Source organism: Nocardia shimofusensis NBRC 100134 (genome assembly GCF_001613125.1).
In the GTDB taxonomy this organism is placed as follows: Bacteria; Actinomycetota; Actinomycetes; order Mycobacteriales; family Mycobacteriaceae; genus Nocardia; species Nocardia shimofusensis.
In genome coordinates, this window is the sequence record NZ_BDBT01000030.1 from 34,055 (window position 1) to 54,680 (window position 20,626).

At 71.8% G+C, this 20,626-nt stretch carries 10 protein-coding genes; 3 read left to right on the forward strand and 7 right to left on the reverse strand.

The window, feature by feature from the left end; genetic code table 11:
- Nucleotides 1-3: 3 nt before the first annotated feature.
- The 4 genes from NS3_RS23605 to NS3_RS23620 all read right to left on the reverse strand — a co-directional run bounded on the left by NS3_RS23605 (nucleotide 4) and on the right by NS3_RS23620 (nucleotide 16,278).
- Nucleotides 4-13,404 carry a non-ribosomal peptide synthetase gene (locus NS3_RS23605; RefSeq protein ID WP_067863663.1) on the reverse strand — a complete coding sequence of 4,467 codons (13,401 nt, stop codon included), beginning with the start codon at nucleotides 13,402-13,404 and terminating at the stop codon, nucleotides 4-6.
- 284 nt (nucleotides 13,405-13,688) lie between these two features.
- Nucleotides 13,689-14,105, reverse strand: coding sequence for an AMP-binding protein (locus NS3_RS23610; RefSeq protein WP_067863666.1), 417 nt, complete (start codon nucleotides 14,103-14,105; stop codon nucleotides 13,689-13,691).
- A 148-nt stretch (nucleotides 14,106-14,253) separates the two neighbouring features.
- Entirely contained in the window at nucleotides 14,254-15,459 is a 1,206-nt protein-coding gene (locus tag NS3_RS23615; RefSeq protein WP_067863670.1) for an FAD-dependent oxidoreductase, read from the reverse strand.
- A gap of 174 nt (nucleotides 15,460-15,633) precedes the next feature.
- Entirely contained in the window at nucleotides 15,634-16,278 is a 645-nt protein-coding gene (locus tag NS3_RS23620) for a PadR family transcriptional regulator (RefSeq protein WP_157101502.1), read from the reverse strand.
- Between the two features lie 282 nt (nucleotides 16,279-16,560).
- Between NS3_RS23620 and NS3_RS23625 the strand changes: the two genes are divergently transcribed.
- The 3 genes from NS3_RS23625 (at nucleotide 16,561) to NS3_RS23635 (ending at nucleotide 18,409) form a co-directional block, all read left to right on the forward strand.
- Nucleotides 16,561-17,436, forward strand: coding sequence for an oxidoreductase (locus NS3_RS23625; protein ID WP_067863673.1), 876 nt, complete (start codon nucleotides 16,561-16,563; stop codon nucleotides 17,434-17,436).
- 62 nt (nucleotides 17,437-17,498) lie between these two features.
- Complete coding sequence (locus NS3_RS23630; RefSeq protein ID WP_157101503.1) at nucleotides 17,499-18,020, forward strand: transcriptional regulator; 522 nt, start codon at nucleotides 17,499-17,501, stop codon at nucleotides 18,018-18,020.
- 65 nt (nucleotides 18,021-18,085) lie between these two features.
- Nucleotides 18,086-18,409, forward strand: coding sequence for a DUF3817 domain-containing protein (locus NS3_RS23635; RefSeq protein WP_067863762.1), 324 nt, complete (start codon nucleotides 18,086-18,088; stop codon nucleotides 18,407-18,409).
- Nucleotides 18,410-18,430: 21 nt separating this feature from the next.
- Here NS3_RS23635 and rdgB read toward each other — a convergent pair whose 3' ends face one another.
- From rdgB to NS3_RS23650, 3 genes are read right to left on the reverse strand one after another with little or no spacing between them, the layout of a single operon-like run.
- Nucleotides 18,431-19,039 (reverse strand): RdgB/HAM1 family non-canonical purine NTP pyrophosphatase, encoded by a 609-nt coding sequence (rdgB, locus tag NS3_RS23640; protein ID WP_067863679.1) that lies wholly within the window; start codon nucleotides 19,037-19,039, stop codon nucleotides 18,431-18,433.
- On the reverse strand, nucleotides 19,039-19,812 hold the full coding sequence (gene rph, locus NS3_RS23645; protein WP_067863682.1) for a ribonuclease PH: 774 nt from the start codon (nucleotides 19,810-19,812) through the stop codon (nucleotides 19,039-19,041). The genes rdgB and rph overlap by 1 nt, the downstream gene beginning before the upstream one ends.
- 47 nt (nucleotides 19,813-19,859) lie before the next feature.
- Nucleotides 19,860-20,624 carry a cyclic nucleotide-degrading phosphodiesterase gene (locus NS3_RS23650; RefSeq protein WP_084495868.1) on the reverse strand — a complete coding sequence of 255 codons (765 nt, stop codon included), beginning with the start codon at nucleotides 20,622-20,624 and terminating at the stop codon, nucleotides 19,860-19,862.
- Nucleotides 20,625-20,626: the final 2 nt, after the last annotated feature.

Consider the following 20,626-nt stretch of genomic DNA (forward strand, 5'->3'; position numbering starts at 1 on the left):
CGTTCACTGCGTTCCTCCAAGGTGCCGGTCGAGCTGCCGGGCGATCCCGGGCAGGATGTGCGGCGCGGTCAGTTCGTCGTGGGTGGCTTCGATGTCGTAGCTGGTGATCGGACCGGTGATGTAGGGCCGCCAGCCGTCGGGACCGAAGACCCCGTCGGTGCCGGGGGTCGGCACCGTGGCGCGGAAGTAGACCGCGTCGCCGTGGAAGACCGGGCGCCGGTAGCCGGTACGGGTGCGGGCCGAAGCGTTGTAGGAGGCCGCCATCCTGGTGAGGGTGTCGGCGTCGAGCACCTGCGCGCCGCCCATGCGCGCGCCGATGTGTTCGGCGGCTTCTCGCGCTGTGGCGGTCTCCGGGATGTCGTCGATGCCGAAGACCGCGCCGAAGGTGTGCGCGAACTTTCCCGGCGTCAGCGGTTCGATGCTGTCGCCGTCGATGTCGCCGCTGTCGGCGTCGAGCAGGGCGAGCACGCCGACCGTCGCGCCGTCGCGTTCGAGCTGGGCCGCCATGGCGTGCGCGATGAGCCCGCCGAACGACCAGCCGAGCAGGTGATACGGCCCCTCCGGCTGCACCGCCCTGATCTCGGCGAGGTACCGGCGCGCGAATTCCTCGATACTGCGCGCCGACTGCTCGCGTCCGCTCAGGTCGGGGGCTTGCAGGCCGTAGATCGGGCGGCCGGGGGCGAGAGTGTCGGCCAGGCCGAGGTAGGTCCAGGCCATCCCGGAGGAGGGGTGCACACAGAACAACGCGGGTTCGCATCCCTCGGTGCGGATCGGCAGCAGCACGTCGAGTCCGAGTCCGGGCGGTGCGCTCGGCGTACTCGCCGCTGCCCGCTCGGCGGCGGCCCGGCGTTCCTCCTCACCCGCTCGTCGTCCCTCGGGCGTGTGCGCGAATCGCGCCAAGGCGGTGAGGAATTCGATCCACAGGTTCGCCAGCTCGGCGACGTCGGCGCGCTCGAGGAGAGTGGCGGGGAAGCCGAAACTCGCCTGCAAGCGGTCGCCGACCACCACCGCGTTCACATCGACCTCCACCTGCGCGGGCACGCTCGGGTGCTCGACGGCGGGCAGGTCGCCCAGGTCATCGGTGGGCAGCCAGCCCAGGCCCTCCAGACCTGCGGGGATGTCGGCGGTGGAGTAGCGACCGAGGTAGTTGAAGGCGATCCGGCCGGGCAGCGCGTGCGGAAGCTGCTGCGCGGTCTCGGGATTCAGGTAGCGGAGCAGACCGAAGCCGATGCCCTTGTCCGGGACGGCGCGCAGTCGGTCTTTCACCGCTCGTACGGCTGAGCCCAGCTGGGCCGGGTGGTCGACGTCGCCCGTGGCCAGTCGCACCGGATGGATGGTGGTGAACCAGCCGATCGTCCGCGACAGATCCGCGCCGGGGATCACCTCCTCCTGGCGGCCGTGGCCTTCCATCCGGACCAGCACGTCGCCGGTGTCGGTGCCCCGTCTGGACCGCCAGGTCCGCACGGCGCAGGCCAGTGCGGTGAGCAGCGCGTCCTCGACACCGCCGTCGAACAGCGCGGGCAGTGTCGTCAGCAGATCGGCGGTGGCCTGTTCGGGCACCTCGACCTCGACCTGCTCCAGCACGCCCGCCAGGTCGATGCCGGGATCGAGATCCCTGGTCCCGAAACCGGGGTCGGGGCCGTCGAGCATGTCGCGCCAGAAGCCGAGTTCGGCTGTGCGCCGCGGGCTGTGAGCGTGCTCGGCGAGCGCGTGCGCCCAGCGCCGCATGGAGGTGCCGGTGTCGGCGAGCACGGGCCGGTTGCCGGTGGAGACCTGCGCCCAGGCCGCCATCAGGTCCGGCACCAGGATGCGCCAGGAGACGCCGTCGATCACCAGGTGATGCGCGACGACGATCAACCGGCCCGAGCGGGGCCGCGCGCCCGCCACACCGATCGGGTCGAGCCAGATGAACCGCAGCACGGCGCCGTCGGCGGGATCGAGGCCCTCGAGTGCCGTTTCGAGCTCGGTGACCGCGAATTCGCGCAGGTCGACCGGGTCGGCGTCGGCGGGGAACTGCACCCGGCGCACCAGTGCGGACACGTCCACCTCGGCCGGATCGCGGGTCGCCAGGCGCCATTGCGACCCGTCGCGGGTGAGCCGCGCGCGCAGCATGTCGTGGCGGTCCAGCACCGCCGCCACCGTCGCGGTGAGCCCGTCTGCGTCGATGCCCAGCGGCAGTTCCAGCACCGCGGTCTGGGCGAACCGGTCGAAATCGCCGCCGCGGCCGATCATGTAGTGCACGATCGGCGTCAGCGGCATCTCGCCGATCCCGCCGCCCGGCAGTTCGTCGAGGGTCACCGCGACACCGGCCTCATCGGCGACGGCAGCCAGAGCGCCGATCGTGCGGTGCTCGAAGACCTGCACCGGGGTGAGCGTGATGCCGGCCGATTTGGCCCGCGAGACCAACTGGATGGCGAGGATGCTGTCCCCGCCGAGCGCGAAGAAGGAGTCCGTCGCGCCGACCCGTTCGCGGCCGAGCAGTTCGGCGACGATGCCCGCGAGTGTCTGCTCGGTCGGGGTGGACGGCGCGACGTACTCACCGTCCTCCGCACCGAACACCGGCTCCGGCAGGGACTTCCGGTTCAGCTTCCCGACCGCGTCGAGCGGGATGGCCGCCAGCACCACGAACGCGGCGGGCACCATATAGCCGGGCAGCGACTCGGCGGCATGCGAGCGCACCCCGGCCACGTCGATCTCGCGGCCGGGTTCCGGCACGAGGTAGGCGGCCAGCGCCGTGCCGCCGCCCGGACCGCGCACACCGAGCGTGAGGGCGAACTCGACCCCGTCGGCGGCGGCGAGCACCGCGTCGATCTCGCCGAGTTCGACCCGTTGACCGCGCACCTTCACCTGGAAGTCGGTGCGCCCGAGGTAATCCAGTTCTCCGGTGCGTGTCCAGCGCACCAGATCGCCGGTGCGGTACATCCGCTCCCCCGGCGCGCCGTAGGGATCTGCCACGAACCGCGCGGCGTTCAACCCCGGCCTGCCGTGATAGCCACGCGCCAGGGCGGGACCGGCCAGATACAGCTCGCCCGCCACGCCGACCGGGACCGGCCGCAATCGCGCATCCAGCACCAGCGCGCTCGTGCCCCGGATCGGGCCACCGATGGTGACCGGCTCGCCGGGCGTCAACGGTGCGGAGGTCGCCCAGATGGTCGTCTCGGTCGGGCCGTACAGATTGATCATGGTGCGCCCTGTCGCCCAGCGCCGCACCAGCTCCGCGCCGACTGCCTCGCCGGCGACCGCGAGCACCCGCACCGACGGCACCGAGTCCGGCTCCAGCGTGGCCAGCGCCGACGGGGTGATGACCATGTGCGTGACCTGCTGTTCGGCGATCAACTCGGCCAGCGGCGCACCGCCGAAGACCTCCGGTGGGGCGACCACGCTCGCGCCACCGGAGCCGAAGGCCATGATCGCCTCGAACACCGAGGCGTCGAAACTCGGTGAGGCGACCTGCAACACCCGCGCGTGCTCGTCGAGCTGCAGGATCTGCCGTTGCGCGACGACCAGATCCGCGATTCCGCGGTGGGTGACGGTGACCCCCTTCGGGGTTCCGGTCGAGCCGGAGGTGTAGATCATCCACGCCGGTCGGTCGGGCGAGGGGGCGCTGGACTCGGGCGGGCTCGCATCGAAAGCACCGTCCTGGTCGAGGAGCAGCCAGTGCGCCGATCCCGGCAGATGTTCGCGGTGCGCGGTGCTGGTCAGTCCCAGGACCGCACCGGAGTCGGTGAGCATGTGCTCGATCCGCTCGCTCGGATACTTCGGGTCGACCGGCAGGAAGGCGGCTCCGGCGCGAGCGACGGCCCAGATGCCGACAAGCAGGTCCGCGCTGCGGGCGAGCCCCAGCGCGACCACCGTCTCCGGACCCGCGCCTGCCTGGGCGAGCCGTCCGGCCAGCCGGCCGGCGCGCTCGTTCAGCTCGCGGTAGGTCCACCTCCGGCCATCGGCCACCACAGCGGTCCGGTCGGGGTGCGCGGCGGCGGTAGCGGCGAACAGGCCGGGCAGGGTGCGGGATTCGTCGCCGCTGTCCGGTCCCCGCGCCGGCACGAGTGCGCGTTCGGCGGGCAGCAGCAGGTCGAGGTCGCCGACACGAGTGTCGGGGTCGGCGAGCGCGGCGTCGAGCACGGCCAGCCAGCGCTGGGTCATGGCCTCGGCGGTCGGAGGCTCTAACAGGTCGGTGGCATAGGTCAGGACCGCCTCGATACCGGCCGGCTCGCCGCCGGCCCGGCGCTCCCGCAGGTCCAGGGCCAGATCGAACTGGGTGGCGTCGCGGTCGAGGTCCTCGACGGCGATGCGCAGGCCGGGCAGTTCCAGGACGGGTTCGACGAAGTTCTGCAGCGAGAGGGTCACCTGGAAGATCGGGTGATGGGCGGTGGAGCGCGGCGGGTCGAGGTGCTGGACCAGGCGCTCGAACGGGACGTCGGCCCGGGCGAAGGCCGCCAGGTCGGTCTCACGGACACCGGCGAGCAGCGCGCGGAAGGACCGATCGGGATCGACGGCCGTACGCAGGGCCAGGGTGTTGACGAACATGCCCACCATGCCGTCGAGTGCGGCGTCCCCTCGGCCCGCCACGGCGGTGCCGACCAGCACGTCGTCGGTGCTCCCGAGCCTGGACAGCAGCACCGCGAAGGCGGCGTGCGCCACCATGAACAGGCTCGCGCCGGACGCGACGGCCAGCTCACTCATCCGCCGATGCAGCTCGGCCGGGACGGTGAACGGCAGGTCAGCGCCCCGCATCGACTGGACGGCCGGGCGCGGGTGATCGGCAGCGAGTTCGAGCGATTCCGGTGCGCCCGTCAGGGTTTCACGCCAGAACGCCGTCTGGCCTGCGGCCAATGAGGTGGGATCGTCGTCCGCGCCGAGCAGTTCCCGATGCCACAGCGCGTAGTCGGCGTAGTGCACCGGCAGCGGCGCGAGCTCGGCCGATCGGCCCGCCGACTCCGCCGCGTAGGCCGCGACCAGGTCGGCCGCCAGCGGCGCCATCGACGCGCCGTCGGCGCTGATGTGATGGACCACCAGCACGATCACGTGCTCGGGCACCGCCTGTTCCGGTGTAGCCGCGCCATCCTGGATCGACGCCGCATCCTCAGGCCACGCCCCGTTCGGGGAGACCGCCCCGTCCTGGGTAGCCCGCCGGTTCCGGGACCCCGCCCCGGCCGAGGGATCCGATCCCTCGTTCGGACCGCGACGAGCGCCGGGCCGTTCCGGGTCCGAGGCGGACACGCGCAGCAGCAGTGCGCGCAGGGGCGGGTCGACGGTCAGATCGAACCCGGCGCTCGCGAACGCCGCGATGCGGGTGCGCAGGTCCGCTCCGTCGGCGATCGTCTCGACCGGTAGTTCCGGTACGGCGTGCGCGACATCGATCACCACCTGGCGCGGCCCCTCGGCGTCGGCCGGGTACACCGTGCGCAGACTCTCGTGCCTGCGCACCACGGCGGTGAGCGCCCGGTGCATGGCCGCGGTGTCCAGCGCGCCGGTCAACCGCAGGGCGACGGCGATGTTGTAGGCCGGGGACTCCGGTTCGAGGCGGTTGAGCACCCACATGCGCTGCTGGGCGGGCGAGAGCGGCACCCGGTCGGGACGCGGACGCGCGGCGAGCGCGAATCGGGCGCGCCGCCCCGGCTCGGCGGGCACCACCCGGGCGGCGAGCTGCGCGGGCGTGGGCGCGTCGAACAGGTCCCGCAGGGCGATCCCGGCGCCGAGCGCCGCATCGATGCGGGCGACCACCTTGGTGGCGCTGAGCGAATTACCGCCCAGGTCGAAGAAGGAGTGGTCGATGCTGACCCGCTCCACCCCGAGCACCTCGGCGAACACCTCGGCCACCGCCCGCTCCACCGGGGTGCGCGGGGCGAGGTACGGGCGGGCCGATATCGAGAAGTCGGGCAGCGGAAGGGCCTTGCGGTCCAGCTTGCCGACCGGGGTCAGCGGGACATCGTCCAACTCGATGACGACCGACGGCACCATGTACCCGGGAAGCGCCGCGGCCACACGAGTCCGCAGCCGCTCGGTGTCCAGTCGCGCCGGGGCCTGCTGTCCGCCCTTCGCGAGGACGTAGGACACGAGGACCGTTTCGCCGGAAGGTCCCGGGCAGCCCAGGGTGGCGGCGTACTCGACCTCGTCGTCGGCCGCGAGCACGGCGTCGATCTCGCCGAGTTCGATGCGCAGGCCGCGGATCTTGACCTGGAAATCGCTGCGGCCGAGGTACTCCAGCTCGAGCACGGCACCCCCGGGACGCTCGGATTCGACCCAGCGAACCATGTCGCCGGTGCGGTACATCCGCTCGCCCGGCCCGCCCCACGGGTCCGCGACGAAACGCGCCGCGGTGAGGGAGAAGCGGTTGAAGTAGCCGCGGGCGATGGCTGGGCCCGCGAGGTAGAGCTCGCCTTCCACGCCGACCGGGACGGGGCGCAGCCAGGCGTCGAGAACCAGCGCGGCGGCGCCGCGGATGGGGCCGCCGATGGTGACCCGCTCCCCCGTGCGCAGTTCGCCGGGACCGGTCGCCCAGATGCTGAATTCGGTGGGGCCGTAGAGGTTGAGCAAGCGGCGGCCGGGCGACCACTGCGCGGTCAGCTCCGGCCCGGACGCCTCGCCCGCGACCGCGAGCACCCGCAGGTCGGGCAGCCGGTCGGGGTTCATGGTGGCCAGCACCGACGGGGTGATGACGGCGTGGCTGACCCGCTGGTCGCGCAGCAGCCGTTCCAGTTCGGTGCCGCCGTAGACCTCTGCGGGCGATATCACCAGGGTGCCGCCTGCCGCGTGGGCGGACAACAGCTCGAACACCGAGGCGTCGAAGCTCGGGGAGGCGACCTGCAGGGCGCGAGCCGAGGGGTCCAGGTCGAGCGATTCACGTTGCGCGGTCACCAGATCCGCGATGCCGCGGTGGCCGAGCAGCACCGCCTTCGGTTTGCCGGTGGAGCCGGAGGTGTAGATGAGGTAGGCGACCTGGTCGAGCCGGATGGCGCCGCCGCGTTCGAGATCGGTGATCGGGTCGTCGGGCACGGTCATGACGCGACGGATGGTGTTGAGGTCGTCGAGCAGCAGCCAGTCGATCGTGCTCGGCAGGGTTTCGCCGGTGGCGCGCACGGTCACGCCGATGGGGGCCTTGGAGTCGGTGAGGATGTGCTCGATGCGCTCCACCGGGTGGTTGGGGTCCAGCGGCGCGAACGCCGCGCCGGTCTTGACCAGCGCCCACACCGCCACCACCGACTCCACCGAGCGGGTCAGCGCGAGCACCACGAACACCTCGGCCCCGATCCCGCGCCGCAGCAGCACCCGGGCGAAGCGGTTGGACCAGGCGTCGAGTTCGCGGTAGGTCATGGTGTCGGCGCCGGAACGAATCGCGATCGCGTCCGGGTCGAGAGCGGCCGCGGCGGTGAGGATCTCCGGCAGCGTGCGCGCGGGCACCGACGCCGGACCGCGCACCGGCAGCAGTGCGGCGCGCTCGGCGGGATCGCAGTGCTGCAGGGCCGCCACCCGGCGCGACGGGTGCGCGGCGATCTGGTCGAGCAGCGCGACGAAACGGTCGAGCAGTCGCGTGGCCCGCGCTTCGGGCAGGTGATCGGCCATGTATTTGATCGACAACCGCAGCCGGTCGCCCGGATCGCCGGGTTCGCCGTGCAGCGGAATCACCATGAGATTCAGCGGATACGGCGTCGCGTCGGTGCCCGCCACGTCCAGCACCCGCATGCCCGCGATGTCGAGGGATTGCGACAGCGCCGCGCGGTCGATCGGGTAGGACTCGAACACGGTGAGGGTGTCGAACAGTTCGGGCAGCCCGACCGCCTCGTGGATGGCGGCCAGCCCGACGTGCTGGTGGTCGAGCAGCGCGGCCTGTTCGGCCTGCACCCTCGCCAGCAGGTCGGCGACCTGCTCGGCCGGGTCCAAGCGCACCCGCACGGGCAGGGTGTTGATGAACAGCCCGACCATCTCCTCCACCCCGGGCAGTTGCGGCGGCCTGCCCGAGACCGTGCCGCCGAACACCACGTCGGTGCGGCCGGTCAGCATGGCCAGCAGCAGCGCCCAGGCCGCCTGCACGGCGACATTGACCGTCGCGCCCGCCGCGCGGGTGGTGGCCTCGAGCCGCGCGACGGCCGTCGCCGGGAGATCCACCGACACCGTCCCGGATTCGGTGGAGCGGATGCCGGCCAGCGTCGGCACCGCCCGGGTGGGGGCGTCGATCCCGGCCAGCGCGGCACGCCACACCGCCCGCGAGTCCGTCCCGCCGGCGGCGCCGGCCTCCTGCTGCTCGGCGAGCCAGGCCAGGAACGCGCGGTACGACGGTGCGGGTCCGAGCACCTCGGTGGGCTGCGCGCCGACGCCCGCGGCGATGTAGACGGTGAGCAGTTCACGCACCAGCAGCGGCGTCGACCAGCCGTCGAGCACGAGGTGATGGTTGGTCATCAGCAGCGTGTAGACGTCCTCGGATTCGCGGACGAGCTGGAAACGCAGCAGCGGCGGGCGGGTCAGCTCGAAGCGGGTGTTCGCGTCCACGGCCAGCAGCCGTTCCAGTTCGCGGGCTCTGTCCGCACTCGGCAGCGCGGTGAGGTCGGTGTCGCGCCAGGAGACCTCGGCATCGGCGAGCACCAGTTGCCGTGGTCCTTGCGGGGTTTCGACGAAGGCCACCCGCAGGTTCTCGTGGCGGTCCACCAGCACCTGCGCCGCCTGCCGCAACCGGTGCGCGTCGACCCGGCCCGCGAGGGTGAGGCGGGTCTGCACGGTGTAGCCGTCGGCGGTGTCGGTGTCGTAGCGGGCATGGAAGAGCAGGCCGTACTGCAACGGCGAGAGCGGCCACACCTGCGTCAGATCCGGGTATTCGCGTTCCCAGTCGTCGATCTCCGCTTGGGTGACGGTGGTGAGCGGGAAGTCCGACGGCGTGTGCCCGCCGGCACCCGGCGCGGCGGCGTGGGCCGCCAGCGCGGACTGGGCCGCGGCCCAGTGCGCGGCGAAGTCGGCGACCTCGTCCTCGTCGAGGATGTCGCGCGCGTAGGTCCAGGTGACGTCCAGTCCCTCGCCGCCGAGGATCGCGTTGATGTCGACGACGGCGGGCAACGGCGCCCGATCATCGGTGGTCGAGGCGAACCGTCTCGGCATCCAATAGTTCTCGCTGCCTTCGGCATCTCCGGTGACGCGCCCGAGGTAGTTGAACCCGATCTGCGGGACCGGCCCGCGGGCGAGCTGCGACGCGGTGTCGGGATTCAGGTGGCGCAGCATGCCGTACCCCACGCCCTTGTCCGGGATGGCGCGCACCTGCTCCTTGATCGCCCGCACGGCCAGACCCGCCGCCGGGCCGCCTGCGAACGCCTCGTCGAGATCGATGCCGCTCAGATCGAGGGCGAGCGGGTGGACGGTGGTGAACCAGCCCACCGTCCGCGCGAGATCCGCGCCGGGCAACACCGATTCCTCCCGACCGTGACCCTCCAGCGTGACCAGCGTCCGCGACCGATTCCGCCACCGGCCCACCGCCATGGCGAGCGCGGTCAGCAGCACATCGTCGGCGCCGCAATGGAACAACTCCGGCACGGTGTCGACCACCGTGCCCGCGACCTCGGCCGGCACCACGGTGCGCAGCTCCCCGGCCGTGGCGACCACGTCCCGCGCCGGATCGGCGCCGCGCCGCCCGAGCGGCGGGTCCTCGCCCGCGAGAATCCGCTGCCACACAGGCAATTCGACGGCCCGCGCCCCGGCCTGCTCGACCAGCGCGCGCGCCCAGCGCCGGAACGACGTCCCGGTCGTCTCGGGTTCGCCGCCCGCCCACGCGGTCACCAGGTCGGGCAGCAGGATTCGCCAGGAGACGCCGTCGACCACCAGGTGATGCAGTACCAGCCACAGCGACGGGGCCGCGCCGGGATCGGAGGGCTGGACGAGCGCGAACCGCGCCATCACCCCCGCCGCCGGGTCCAGCCCGTCGGCCGCGGCCTGCACCGCGGCCTCGAGCACACCGTCGCTCGTCGCGCCGCTGCCGCCGCCGGGAGGAGCAGACGCGATGACGACGTCGATCAGCGCGGCCGCGTCCACCGATCCCGGTTCGGCGACGATCCACTCCCACCCGTCGCCGCTCGGTCGCAGACGGCTGCGCAGCATGTCGTGCCGGTCGAGCAGCGCCTGCACGGCCGGGACCAGCTGCGCGGAATCGGTGCCGGGCGGCAGGGTGACGAGCGCGGCCTGGCCGTAGCGGTTCCAGGTCGGCCCCTGCTCGAGCATGGCCGCCACGATGGGCGTGATGTCGACGGGGCCGACGCCGCCGCCCGGCAGCTCGGTGACGGCGTCCTCGGTGGCGTCGACGGCCACGGCGGCCAGCGCCGCCACGGTCTTGCGTTCGAACACCTCGCGGGCGCTGATGCGCAGGCCCGCCGCCCTGGCGCGGGAGACCAGCTGGATCGAGATGATGCTGTCGCCGCCGAGGGCGAAGAAGTTCTCGTCCACGCCGACCGTGTCCAGCCCGAGCACCTCGGCGAACAGCGCCGCGAGCGTCTCCTCGCGCGGGGTGGACGGACCGCGGTGCACGCCGGGGCGCGCGCCGAAATCCGGTGCGGGCAGGGCACGCCGGTCGATCTTGCCCACCGGGGTCATCGGCAGCGCGTCGAGGACCATGATCACGCTGGGCACCATGTACGCCGGAAGCGATTCCCCCACAGCGGCTTTCAGCGCTTCGGGCTGTACCTCGCAACCGGGGGCGGCGACCACGTAGGAGGCCGTCGCCGTGGCTCCGGCGGGCGTGCTCACCCCGATGGTGACGGCCGAGGCCACCTCTGGCCTGCGTTCGATCGCCGCGTCGATCTCGCCGAGTTCGATGCGGTAGCCGCGCACTTTGACCTGGAAGTCGAGGCGGCCGGCGTAGTCCAGCTCCCAGCGGTCCCCCGCCGACCGCCACCGGACCAGATCCCCCGTGCGATACATGCGCTTGCCCGGCGCGTAGGGATCGGCGACGAACCGGCCCGCGGTCAGGCCGTTGCGCCGGTGGTAGCCCCGCGCCACGCCCTGACCGCTCAGGTACAGCTCGCCGACGACACCGGGGGCCACCGGTCGCAGCCAGGGATCGAGTACCAGTGCTGTGACGCCGGTGGTCGGCCCGCCGATGGTGACCGGGCCGTCCGGGCGCAGCGGTGCGCTCAGCGTCGTGGTGACGGTGGTCTCGGTAGGGCCGTACCCGTTGAGCAGGCGTCGTCCGGCCCAGCGCGTCACCAGTTCGGGCGGGCAGGCGTCGCCGCCGACGACGACGGTCGCCAGGTCGGGCAGCGTCGCCGGGTCGAGCGAGCCGACCACAGCGGGTGTCACGTTCAGGCAGGTCACCCGGTGCTCGCGCAGGACGGCCGCCAGATCCTCGCCGCCGTAGGCCGCGGGCGGTACCACCGCCACACTCGCCCCGGCCGCGAACGCCACGAGCAGTTCCTCGACGGAGATGTCGAAACTCGGCGAGACCGCGTGGGCGACCACCGAGGAGGCGTCGACGCCGAACGCGGTCCCCGAGCCCGCGACCAGGTTGGCCAGCCCTCGGTGGGCGACCATCACGGCCTTGGGCAGCCCGGTGGAACCGGAGGTGTAGATCAGGTAGGCGATCTGGTCGGGACGCACGGGGGCGAGGCGGTCGGCGTCGGTGACCGTCGCCGGGTCCTGGTCGTCGATGATCTCGGCGGTCGCGGTGTCGTCGAGGATCAGCCAGGTGATGTGGCCGGGCAGCGCCGGTCGCGCCGAGGCCACGGTCAGTCCGGCGAGCACACCGCTGTCGCCGATCATGTGCTCGATGCGGTCGGCGGGCAACGCGGGATCGATCGGCGTGAAGGCCGCGCCGGTCAGCGCCACCGCCCAGGTCGCCAGCACCGACTCCAGGGAACGCGGAATGGCCACGGCCACCGCGGTTTCCGGTCCGGCGCCGTGTTCGATGAGCAGGCGGGCCACCCGCGAGGCGTAGGCGAGGACCTCGCGGTAGGTCATGGATCGCCCGCCCGCCCGCACCGCCACCGCGCCGGGATCGCGGGCAGCGCCCTCGGTGAGGATCTGCGGCAGCGTCCGGATCGGGACGTCGGCGGGTCCGCGCGCGGGCAGCAGGTGCGCGCGTTCGGAGTCGTCGAGCAGCGGCACCGTGTGCCACGGCGCGTCCGGACCCGCGGCGAGGAAGGCGTGCAGGAAGGCCAGGAAGCGACGATGGTGCCCGGCGAGTTCGCGCGCGTCGTAGAGATCGGGGTTGGCCTGGAAGTCGATGTGGGTGGTCTCGCCGCCGATGCCGGGATACAGGTTCAGGAACAGGTCCTCGATCATCCCGGAGGTGAGCACGTGGGTACGGCCGACGACCTCGCCGAGGCTGATCCTGGTGTCGATCATCATCAGGTTCACCGTCGGGCCGAAGGAGCCTGCCTCGTCCAGCGCCCAGCCGAGATCGCGGACGATGTCCTCCTGGCGGTAACGCTGCCTGCGCAGCGCCGAGGTCAGCTCGCCCTGGGCCGCCCGGATCAGCGCGCGCGTCGTCACCCCGGACCCGGTCCTCACCCGCAGCGGCACCACATTGGCGACCATGCCGCCGGAGCGGCGCAGCACGGCGGTGGTGCGGCCGGAGACCGGCAGGCTCAGCGTCACCTCGGGCGAGGAGGTCATGGCCGCCAGATAGGCCGCGAAGGCGGCGACCACGACGGGCGCCACGCCCGAGTTCTCGGCCGCGGCCACCTCGTCGAGCAATTCCGCTGTCGCGGAGGGAAGTTCGGCCGAGGCGATGATCGGATGCGCGTCCACCGGCGCGGTGCGCCCGGCGAGACCGACCGCCTCCGGCATCCCGGCCAGATGCTCGCGCCAGTACTGCGCGTCGGCGCGGAAACGGTCCGAATCCCGGTACGCCGCATCGGCTGCCACGATTCCGCGCAGGTCTTCGGCCCGGCTCGGCGGCGGTTGTTCCCCCGCCGCCCCCGCGGTGTACAGCTCGGCGATGCGTCGCAACATGGTGACCGCGCCGAAACCGTCCAGCACGATGTGGTGGATGCGCTGGTACCAGTACCAGTGCTCGTCGGCCAAGCGCAGCATCGCGAAGGCGCCGAGCCGCTCGCCGAGCAGGTCCAGCGGGGCGCTGTACTCCGCGCGCATCCAGGCCAGCGCCGCCGCGGCCGGATCGGGCTCCCCGCGCAGGTCCACGACCGTCAACTCGTGCTCGATATCGGTGTCGACCACCTGATAGGGCAGCCCGTCGACCTCGATCAACCGCAGGTAGCCGGTGCCGAACTCGCGACCGGCCTGCCGCGACGCCGCCGCGAGCAGGTCGAGGTCGACCCGTCCGGTGAGTTCGACGTATTGCGCGATGGAGATCGGGGTACGGCCGGCGAAATGCTGGGCGAACCAGATCCCGCGCTGGGCGGCCGAGAGGGGAAAGGCGCCTGCGGGCACGTGCGCTTGCGCGGCGACCGGGGAGGCGGAACTCTGGGGCATGAATGTTCCTGCGTACTCGGGAGGGAGTCGGCTGGGGGACGGGATTCCATCGAGAAGCTCGGACAAGCTCGGACAAGCTCTGTCGACAACACAGTGTTGGTGGCACGCCGCGCCCGCGAGGGCGGGCACACCCCAGCCGTCGGCGGGCCGGGCTCGGCGCCGAGGCACCCGGCGGGTCGATCGACCAGCATGCGTGGAGAGGTTCCGCTGGGAATTTTACCGCCGGGCGGTGCTCTGCCAGCTCGGAATGCGCATGTCCGCCGCGTGGGCGGGCGTGCCTCGGCTCAGGAGGCCGGGCGCAGCCCGTTCAGCTCGGCGTCGGTGAGCGGGGCGTCCGAGCCGGTCAGGTACCGCAGCAGGGTGGATCGGTCGTCGAGCACCAGCCACGGGATCGTGTCGCCGAGCGCGCCGCGCGCGTCCTCGGTGGTGACGCCGAACGCGGGCGCGGGCACCTGGGTGCCTGCCGGAACCGCGGTGGCCCCGATCTTGGCGATCGCGGTGCGGGTGACCAGATCCTCGATCAGCGGCTCGACGGCCACGGCCACGACCGCGCCGGGACCGGCGCCCATACCCAGCAGCACCCGCGCCAGCCGATTGGACCAGCTGTCGAGTTCGCGGTGGGTGAGCGCGCCTTCCGGCGTCCAGACGGCGATCGCGGCGTCGGAACGGAAGGTGCGGGTGCGGGTGGCGGTGGTCTGCATGAGGGACTCCTGACGAGTCGGCGGGGCAGTGACGAGGTGGTGTCTCAACTCTGTCCGCAGGCGGTCGCCCACGACAGGAACCCCAGTGCTGCACCGCCCGCCTCCGAGGGTGAGCGTTTACCCACCCTCGGTGGGCGGGTAGGGCCGATCAGGCTCCGACGAGCTCCCGCGGAACCGGCGCCGCCCAGTCGATGCGATAACCGCGCTCGGCGGCGGCGCGCTCGTCGGGCTTCATAACGGTCCGAGTCATCACCGGCATCAGCAGGTTCATCACCGCCCGGCCCACCGGTCCGGGCGTCTTGCTGCGGTTGATCCTGGCCGCGCGGGCGGCGATGCCCTCCACCCGGGGGCGACGCAGCCGCTCGTAGGCGGTGAACGCCGCGACGGGATCGGGCAGGTCGCGCAGGCAACGGGCCAGCTGCACGGCGCTCTCCACCGCCAGCGAGGCGCCCTGGCCCGAACTGTTGGACGGCGCGTGCACGGCGTCGCCGACCAGCACCATGCGATCGCGGAACCAGTGCGGCACCGGCGGCATGATATGCAGGCCGCCGGTCACGTCGAGCTGGTCCGCCCGCGTCCGGCGCGCGAGTTCCCCGCCCGGGGTGTCCGCGCCGTAGGTCTCGCGCAGGATCTCGAGCCAGCGCGCGGCGGGTACGTCGCGGGCCTGCGCCAGCGTCAGATACTGCTTGGAAGGCAGATTGGCGCCCCAGCCGACCCGTCCGTCGCGGTCGGCCCAATACAGGTAGTAGGCGCGTTTGCCATAGGCGAAGACCATCGTCTCGGGTGGGGTCTCGACCTCGCATTCGACAGTCGCGCCGAAGCCGAGCAGTCCGGTGTAGGTCGGTCCCGGCGCGTCGGGGTCGATGAGAGTGCGCACGGTGGAACGGATTCCGTCGGCGCCGATCAGGATGTCGGCGGTGGCGGTGGAGCCGTCGGCGAAGCGTGCGGTGACGCCGTCGGCGTGCTCGTCGGCGCCGACGAGCCGGTTGCCGTAGTGGAACGGCACACCCGCGGCGAGGGCGTGCTCGTGCAGCACCGTGTGCAGTGCGGCGCGGTCGACCAACTGCAGCGGCGGCTCACCCTCGGCGACGGGCAGACGGTGCGCGCGGCCACCGATCGCGAGCATCATGGCCGAGACCGGAACGGCGATGGCGCGCACCGGATCTCCCGCGCCGAGCAGGTCGAGGGCGGCCAGGCCGTTCGGCGCCAGGGCGAGCCCGCTGCCGATGCCGTAGGAGGGACCGGGGTAGGCCTCGTAGACGCGGGCGTCGATCCCCGCTTTCAGCAAAGCGGTGGCGACGACGGGGCCTGCGATGCCGCCACCGGCGACGATCGCGGAACGTATTGCGGACATGGAAATACCTCCGAAAGGGTTCGTTCGGGACACGGCGAACCGCCGCGCCTGACCCACCCGGAGCTATCCTGTGGTTGCCAGCCTCGTGGCCGGGTGTGCGTTCGCGTGCGCGGTTCGAGTCGGTTGCCCTGTCCCGGCGGCGGTGTTGCCGCATCGCCGCCGGGAGCGGGTTCGTCACGGGTGCTCTGGGTCGGCCATCCCCCCTTCGGTGGACTCACGGACCGGGCCGGATTCCTGGATCGTGCGCCACAGCGCGAGATCGGGAAAGGTGCCGTCGACGAGTTCGGCGCGCCAGCCTCGCGCCCAGGCCGCCTCGGCCTCCAGCATGGCCAGCCCGTATTCGCTCTCGATCACGAACAACCTGGGCAGGCTTTCCGCCAGTTCGGCGAGTTCGGCGCGCACACCGGCGACGATGGCATCCAGCGCCGCGATCCGGGTGCCGAGCAGTTCGATCACCTGCTCCGGCGCCAGCATCGCCGTCACCGACAGACCCGCGGTGAACGCGTTGCGTTCCGGGCGCGGTTCGGCCAGCAGCTCCTCGGTCCAGTCGATCATCTCGGCGCGGCCCACTTCGGTGATGCGGTAGATGACTCGTTCCGGCCGCGCGCCCTGGCGTTCGCTGCCGACCTCCTCGAGAAAGCCGGCCTTGGTCATATTGCGAACGACCGTGTAGAGCGATCCCCACTTGATGTCCATGTCACGGTCCTTGCCGCGCTCGCGCAGCGTGGACGCGATCTCGTACCGGTGCATGGGCCGCTCGGCGATCACCGAGAGAATCGCCAGCGCCATCAGATTGTCGACCTTGCGTTTGGTGGGCACCGCGCCTCCCTACTCGCTCACGAATATACGTCGGCGAGTATTCGACAGCAACTGCACCGAGTCACCGTGCTCTGCGAACAATCGGGTAGTGGCCTCCAGAAAGCGGGTGCGCCGTTCGGCTTGGCGTTCGGCCGCCGTATTGTCTGTCCACCGAGATCGTCCCGCGCCAACGGCGGCGAAGACACCAGGACCACTTTCGGTTTCGGTCGCGCCCGGCTCGACAGAGCACCCGTTTCCCGGTCCGCTTCCGCCCAAACCTTACTTAGCAGTAAGGTTTGGCGCATGGCGTGGAACCCGACACAGATCCCTGATCAGACCGGCCGGACGTTCGTGATCACCGGAGCGAACGGTGGCCTGGGGGCCGAGACGACCCGAGCGCTGGCGGCCAAGGGCGCGACCGTCCTGATGGCCTGCCGCAATGTCGCCAAGGCCGAGCCCGTGGCCGCCTCGATCCCCGGCGACGTGCGGGTGGTGCCCTTGGACCTGGCCGACCTGTCCTCGGTGCGCGCGTTCGCGGAGAAGACCGACGAGTTCGATGTGCTGGTCAACAACGCGGGCCTGATGTACATCCCGTTCACCCGCACCGTCGACGGTTTCGAGACCCAGTTCGGTGTCAACCACCTCGGCCACTTCGCGCTCACCGGCCTGCTGCTCGACCGTATTCGCGACCGGGTGGTGACGCTGTCGAGCATCGCGCATCGCCAGACCCCGAAGCTGCGCGTCGACGACCTCAACTACGACCATCGTCGCTACTTCCGCAATCTCGCCTACTCCCAGTCCAAGCTGGCCAATCTGATGTTCGCGCGGGAACTGCAGCGCCGTCTCGCCGCGGCTGGCTCGGCCGTGCGCTCCTACGCCGTGCATCCCGGCGTCTCGGCCACCGAACTGTTCGCCCGCACCGAGACCCCGCTGGATTTCGTCCTTCGCCCGGCCGTACGGATCGTCGGACACTCCCCGGCCAAGGCCGCGCATTCGACCCTGTTCGCCGCCACCACCCCCGACGCCGACCCGGAGACCTACTGGGGACCCAACCGGCTGTTCGGCAGCCAGGGGCCGGTGGCGCCGTGCCCGTCGACCAAGCTGTCGAAGAACCGGGAACTGCAACTCGCGCTGTGGACCGAGTCCGAGCGCATGACCGGGGTCACCTACCGGTTCTGAGCGTGGTTTCCACGGCCGACCTGCTCCTACGGACTGCGTAGTAGACAGGTACCGTGGTAGACGTGTCCGCTCCTGCCTCCCGTCCGGCCTACCACCGTCCGGCCCTGATCGCGCTGGTCGTGGTGGCCTTCGCGGCCTGCCTGGCGCTGGCCTGGTGGCAGTGGGAGCGGTACGAATCGGCAGCCGGAACCGCGCAGAATCTCGGCTACGCACTCCAGTGGCCGCTGTTCGCCGGTTTCGTGGTGTTCGCCTACTACCGGTTCGTCCGCCTGGAACGCGAGGCCGAGCAGGACACCGAGCAGCCGGACACCGGGCCGCGCAGCGCAGCGCCCGCGAGCCCGGCGGCGGGTGAGCAGGTGGCGGCCGAGGGGCGCAGGCGTCGCACGCGGGATCTCCCGCGCGAGATCCCGGCGGGCATCCTGCCCGAGCGGCCCACAGCGGCCCGCTCGACCGACCCGGCGCTCGCCGAGTACAACCGATACCTGGCAGGACTGCATGCCGCCGACGTCGAGGAAGCGGTACGCACCGCCCCTGCCCCGAGCAGTGGCTCGAGCACAGGCACGAGCGAGAGGAGCGCTGGGTGAACGCCGGCGAGAACGAGACCGTCTCCGTCGACAAACCGGCGACCCCGGCGGCCCCGGCCACCGCGGTGGACCCGGCCAAGCGGGCCAAGATCAAGGGCGCGCTGCTGCGCTACCGGGTGCTCGCCTGGTTCACCGGTCTGTGGCTGCTGCTGCTCACCGCCGAGATGATCGCCAAATACGGCTTCGACGCGAACCCGCCGAGCTGGATCGCGATCGTGCACGGCTGGGTGTACTTCGTCTACCTGATCCTGACCGCCGACCTCGCGCAGAAGGTCCGCTGGCCGATCGGGCGCACCGTCGGCACACTGCTGGCGGGCACCATCCCGCTGCTGTCGTTCTTCGTCGAACACAAGAACGCCACGCAGGTCAAGCGCGACTTCGGCGTCTGACCGCTCGGAGACGGACCTGGTCTACCCCGCGAGCGCGGCCAGAGCGGGAAGCAGTTGACGCAGGGCGCGGCCGCGATGTGAGGCCGCGTCCTTCTCGGCGGGGGTGAGCTGCGCGGCCGAGCCGGCGCCCCCCTCGGGATGGAACAGGGGGTCGTAGCCGAAACCACCGTCGCCCAGCGGCTTCCGGCCGATCGTGCCCGGCCACTCGCCGCGCACCACGATCTCGTCCCGACCGGGGACCACCAGCGCGCAGGTGGACACGAACCGCGCGCCGCGCCGCTCGTCGGGGACGTCGCCCAGCTGGGCGAGCAACAGCGCGTTGTTGGCCGCGTCGTCGCCGTGGCCACCCGACCAGCGGGCGGAGAGCACACCGGGCATGCCGTTGAGCGCGTCCACCTCCAGGCCGGAATCATCGGCGACACAGGGCAATCCGGTGGCGGCGGCGCCGTCGCGGGCCTTGGCCAGCGCGTTCTCCTCGAAGGTCGCCCCGGTCTCGGGCGCTTCGTCGTAGGCGGGCACGTCGTCGAGTCCGACGATCTCCACCCCCGCCACCCCGGCCTCGGCCAGGATGCGGCGCAGTTCGGTCAGCTTCTTGGCATTGCGGCTGGCGACCAGCACGCGCGCGCTCATCACTTCTTCTTCGACGGCTCGGCGGGCTCGGGCAGGGTGCCGGGGTACGGCAGCGCCAGCGCCTCCTTCTGCACCACGAACAACTGCTCGCAGCCGGCCAGCGCCGCATCGAGCAGCTTGTCGAGGGTGGAGCGCGGGAAGGTGGCGCCTTCGCCGGTGCCCTGGATCTCCACCAGGGTGCCGGTGTCGGTCGCCACCACGTTCATGTCGACCTCGGCGCGCGAGTCCTCCTCGTAGGGCAGGTCCAGCCGGACCCGGCCGTCGACCACGCCCACGCTGACCGCCGCGATGGCGCAGGAGATGGGCTGCGGGTCGGCCAGCGCGCCCGCCGCGCCCAGCCAGGTCACCGCGTCCGAGAGCGCCACGTAGGCGCCGGTGATCGCGGCGGTCCTGGTGCCGCCGTCGGCCTGCAGCACGTCACAGTCGATGGCGATGGTGTTCTCCCCGATCGCGGCCAGGTCGATGCAGGCGCGCAGGGAGCGCCCGACCAGCCTGCTGATCTCCTGGGTGCGGCCGCCGACCTTGCCCTTCACCGACTCACGACCCGCGCGGGTGTGGGTGGCGGCGGGCAGCATCGCGTATTCGGCGGTGAGCCAGCCCAACCCGGAGTCGCGCCGCCACGGCGGCACCCCCTCGGTGACACTGGCCGTGCACATCACTCTGGTCTGCCCGAACTCCACCAGCACCGAACCCGCTGGATGCGTGGTGAATCCCCGGGTGATCCTGACCTCGCGGAGCTCATCGTCCGCCCTGCCATCGGCTCGTCTCGACACGGGGGCCAGCCTAGACGACAGCGTCGATCCGAATCCCGGGTGGCCGCTCAGATCTCGAAGGTCTCGCCGGGGGCGACCGCGTGCACCGGACCGGTGAACTCGGCCTTCGCCTCGGCGATCACGTCCTCGCGGGAGGTCCACGGCGGAATGTGGGTGAGCAGCAGTTCCTTGACCCCGGCGCGCGCGGCGATCTGCCCGGCCTCGGTGCCCGAAAGATGGATGCCCGGCGGACGATTGGCCGGATCGTGGGTCCAGCTGGCCTCGGCCATCAGCACGTCCGCGCCCTGGGCCAATTCCTGCACGGCATCGCACATGGCGGTGTCGCCGGTGTAGACGAACGTGCGCCCGGCCCTGGTGGTGATCCGCAGACCGTAGGACTCCGGCGGATGGAACATCCGGCGCGCGGTGACGGTGTGCCCCGCACCGAACTCGACGGTCTCGCCTTCGCGCCACGCCCGGTGATCGATCACATCCGACCAGTCGTCGCATTCGCCGCCGACCTCGGCGGAGGCGTTGCCGATGCGAAGCGGCGCGTCGGCCGGACCGCGCACGATGGCGCGCCCGACCGGCGGACTCGGGTGGTAGCGCCGCCACACCAGCAGGCCGGGCAGGTCCAGGCAGTGATCGGCGTGCAGGTGGGTCAGGAAGATGTCGGCCTCCCCCGGATCGACGTGACGCTGGAGCGCTCCGAGCACTCCGGGTCCGAAGTCGACGACAATCGGGTTCATGTCCGGGCCGGTCAGCAGGTACCCCGACGCTGGGGAGTCCGGGCCGGACACGCTGCCCGAGCACCCGAGGACGGTAAGGCGCATGC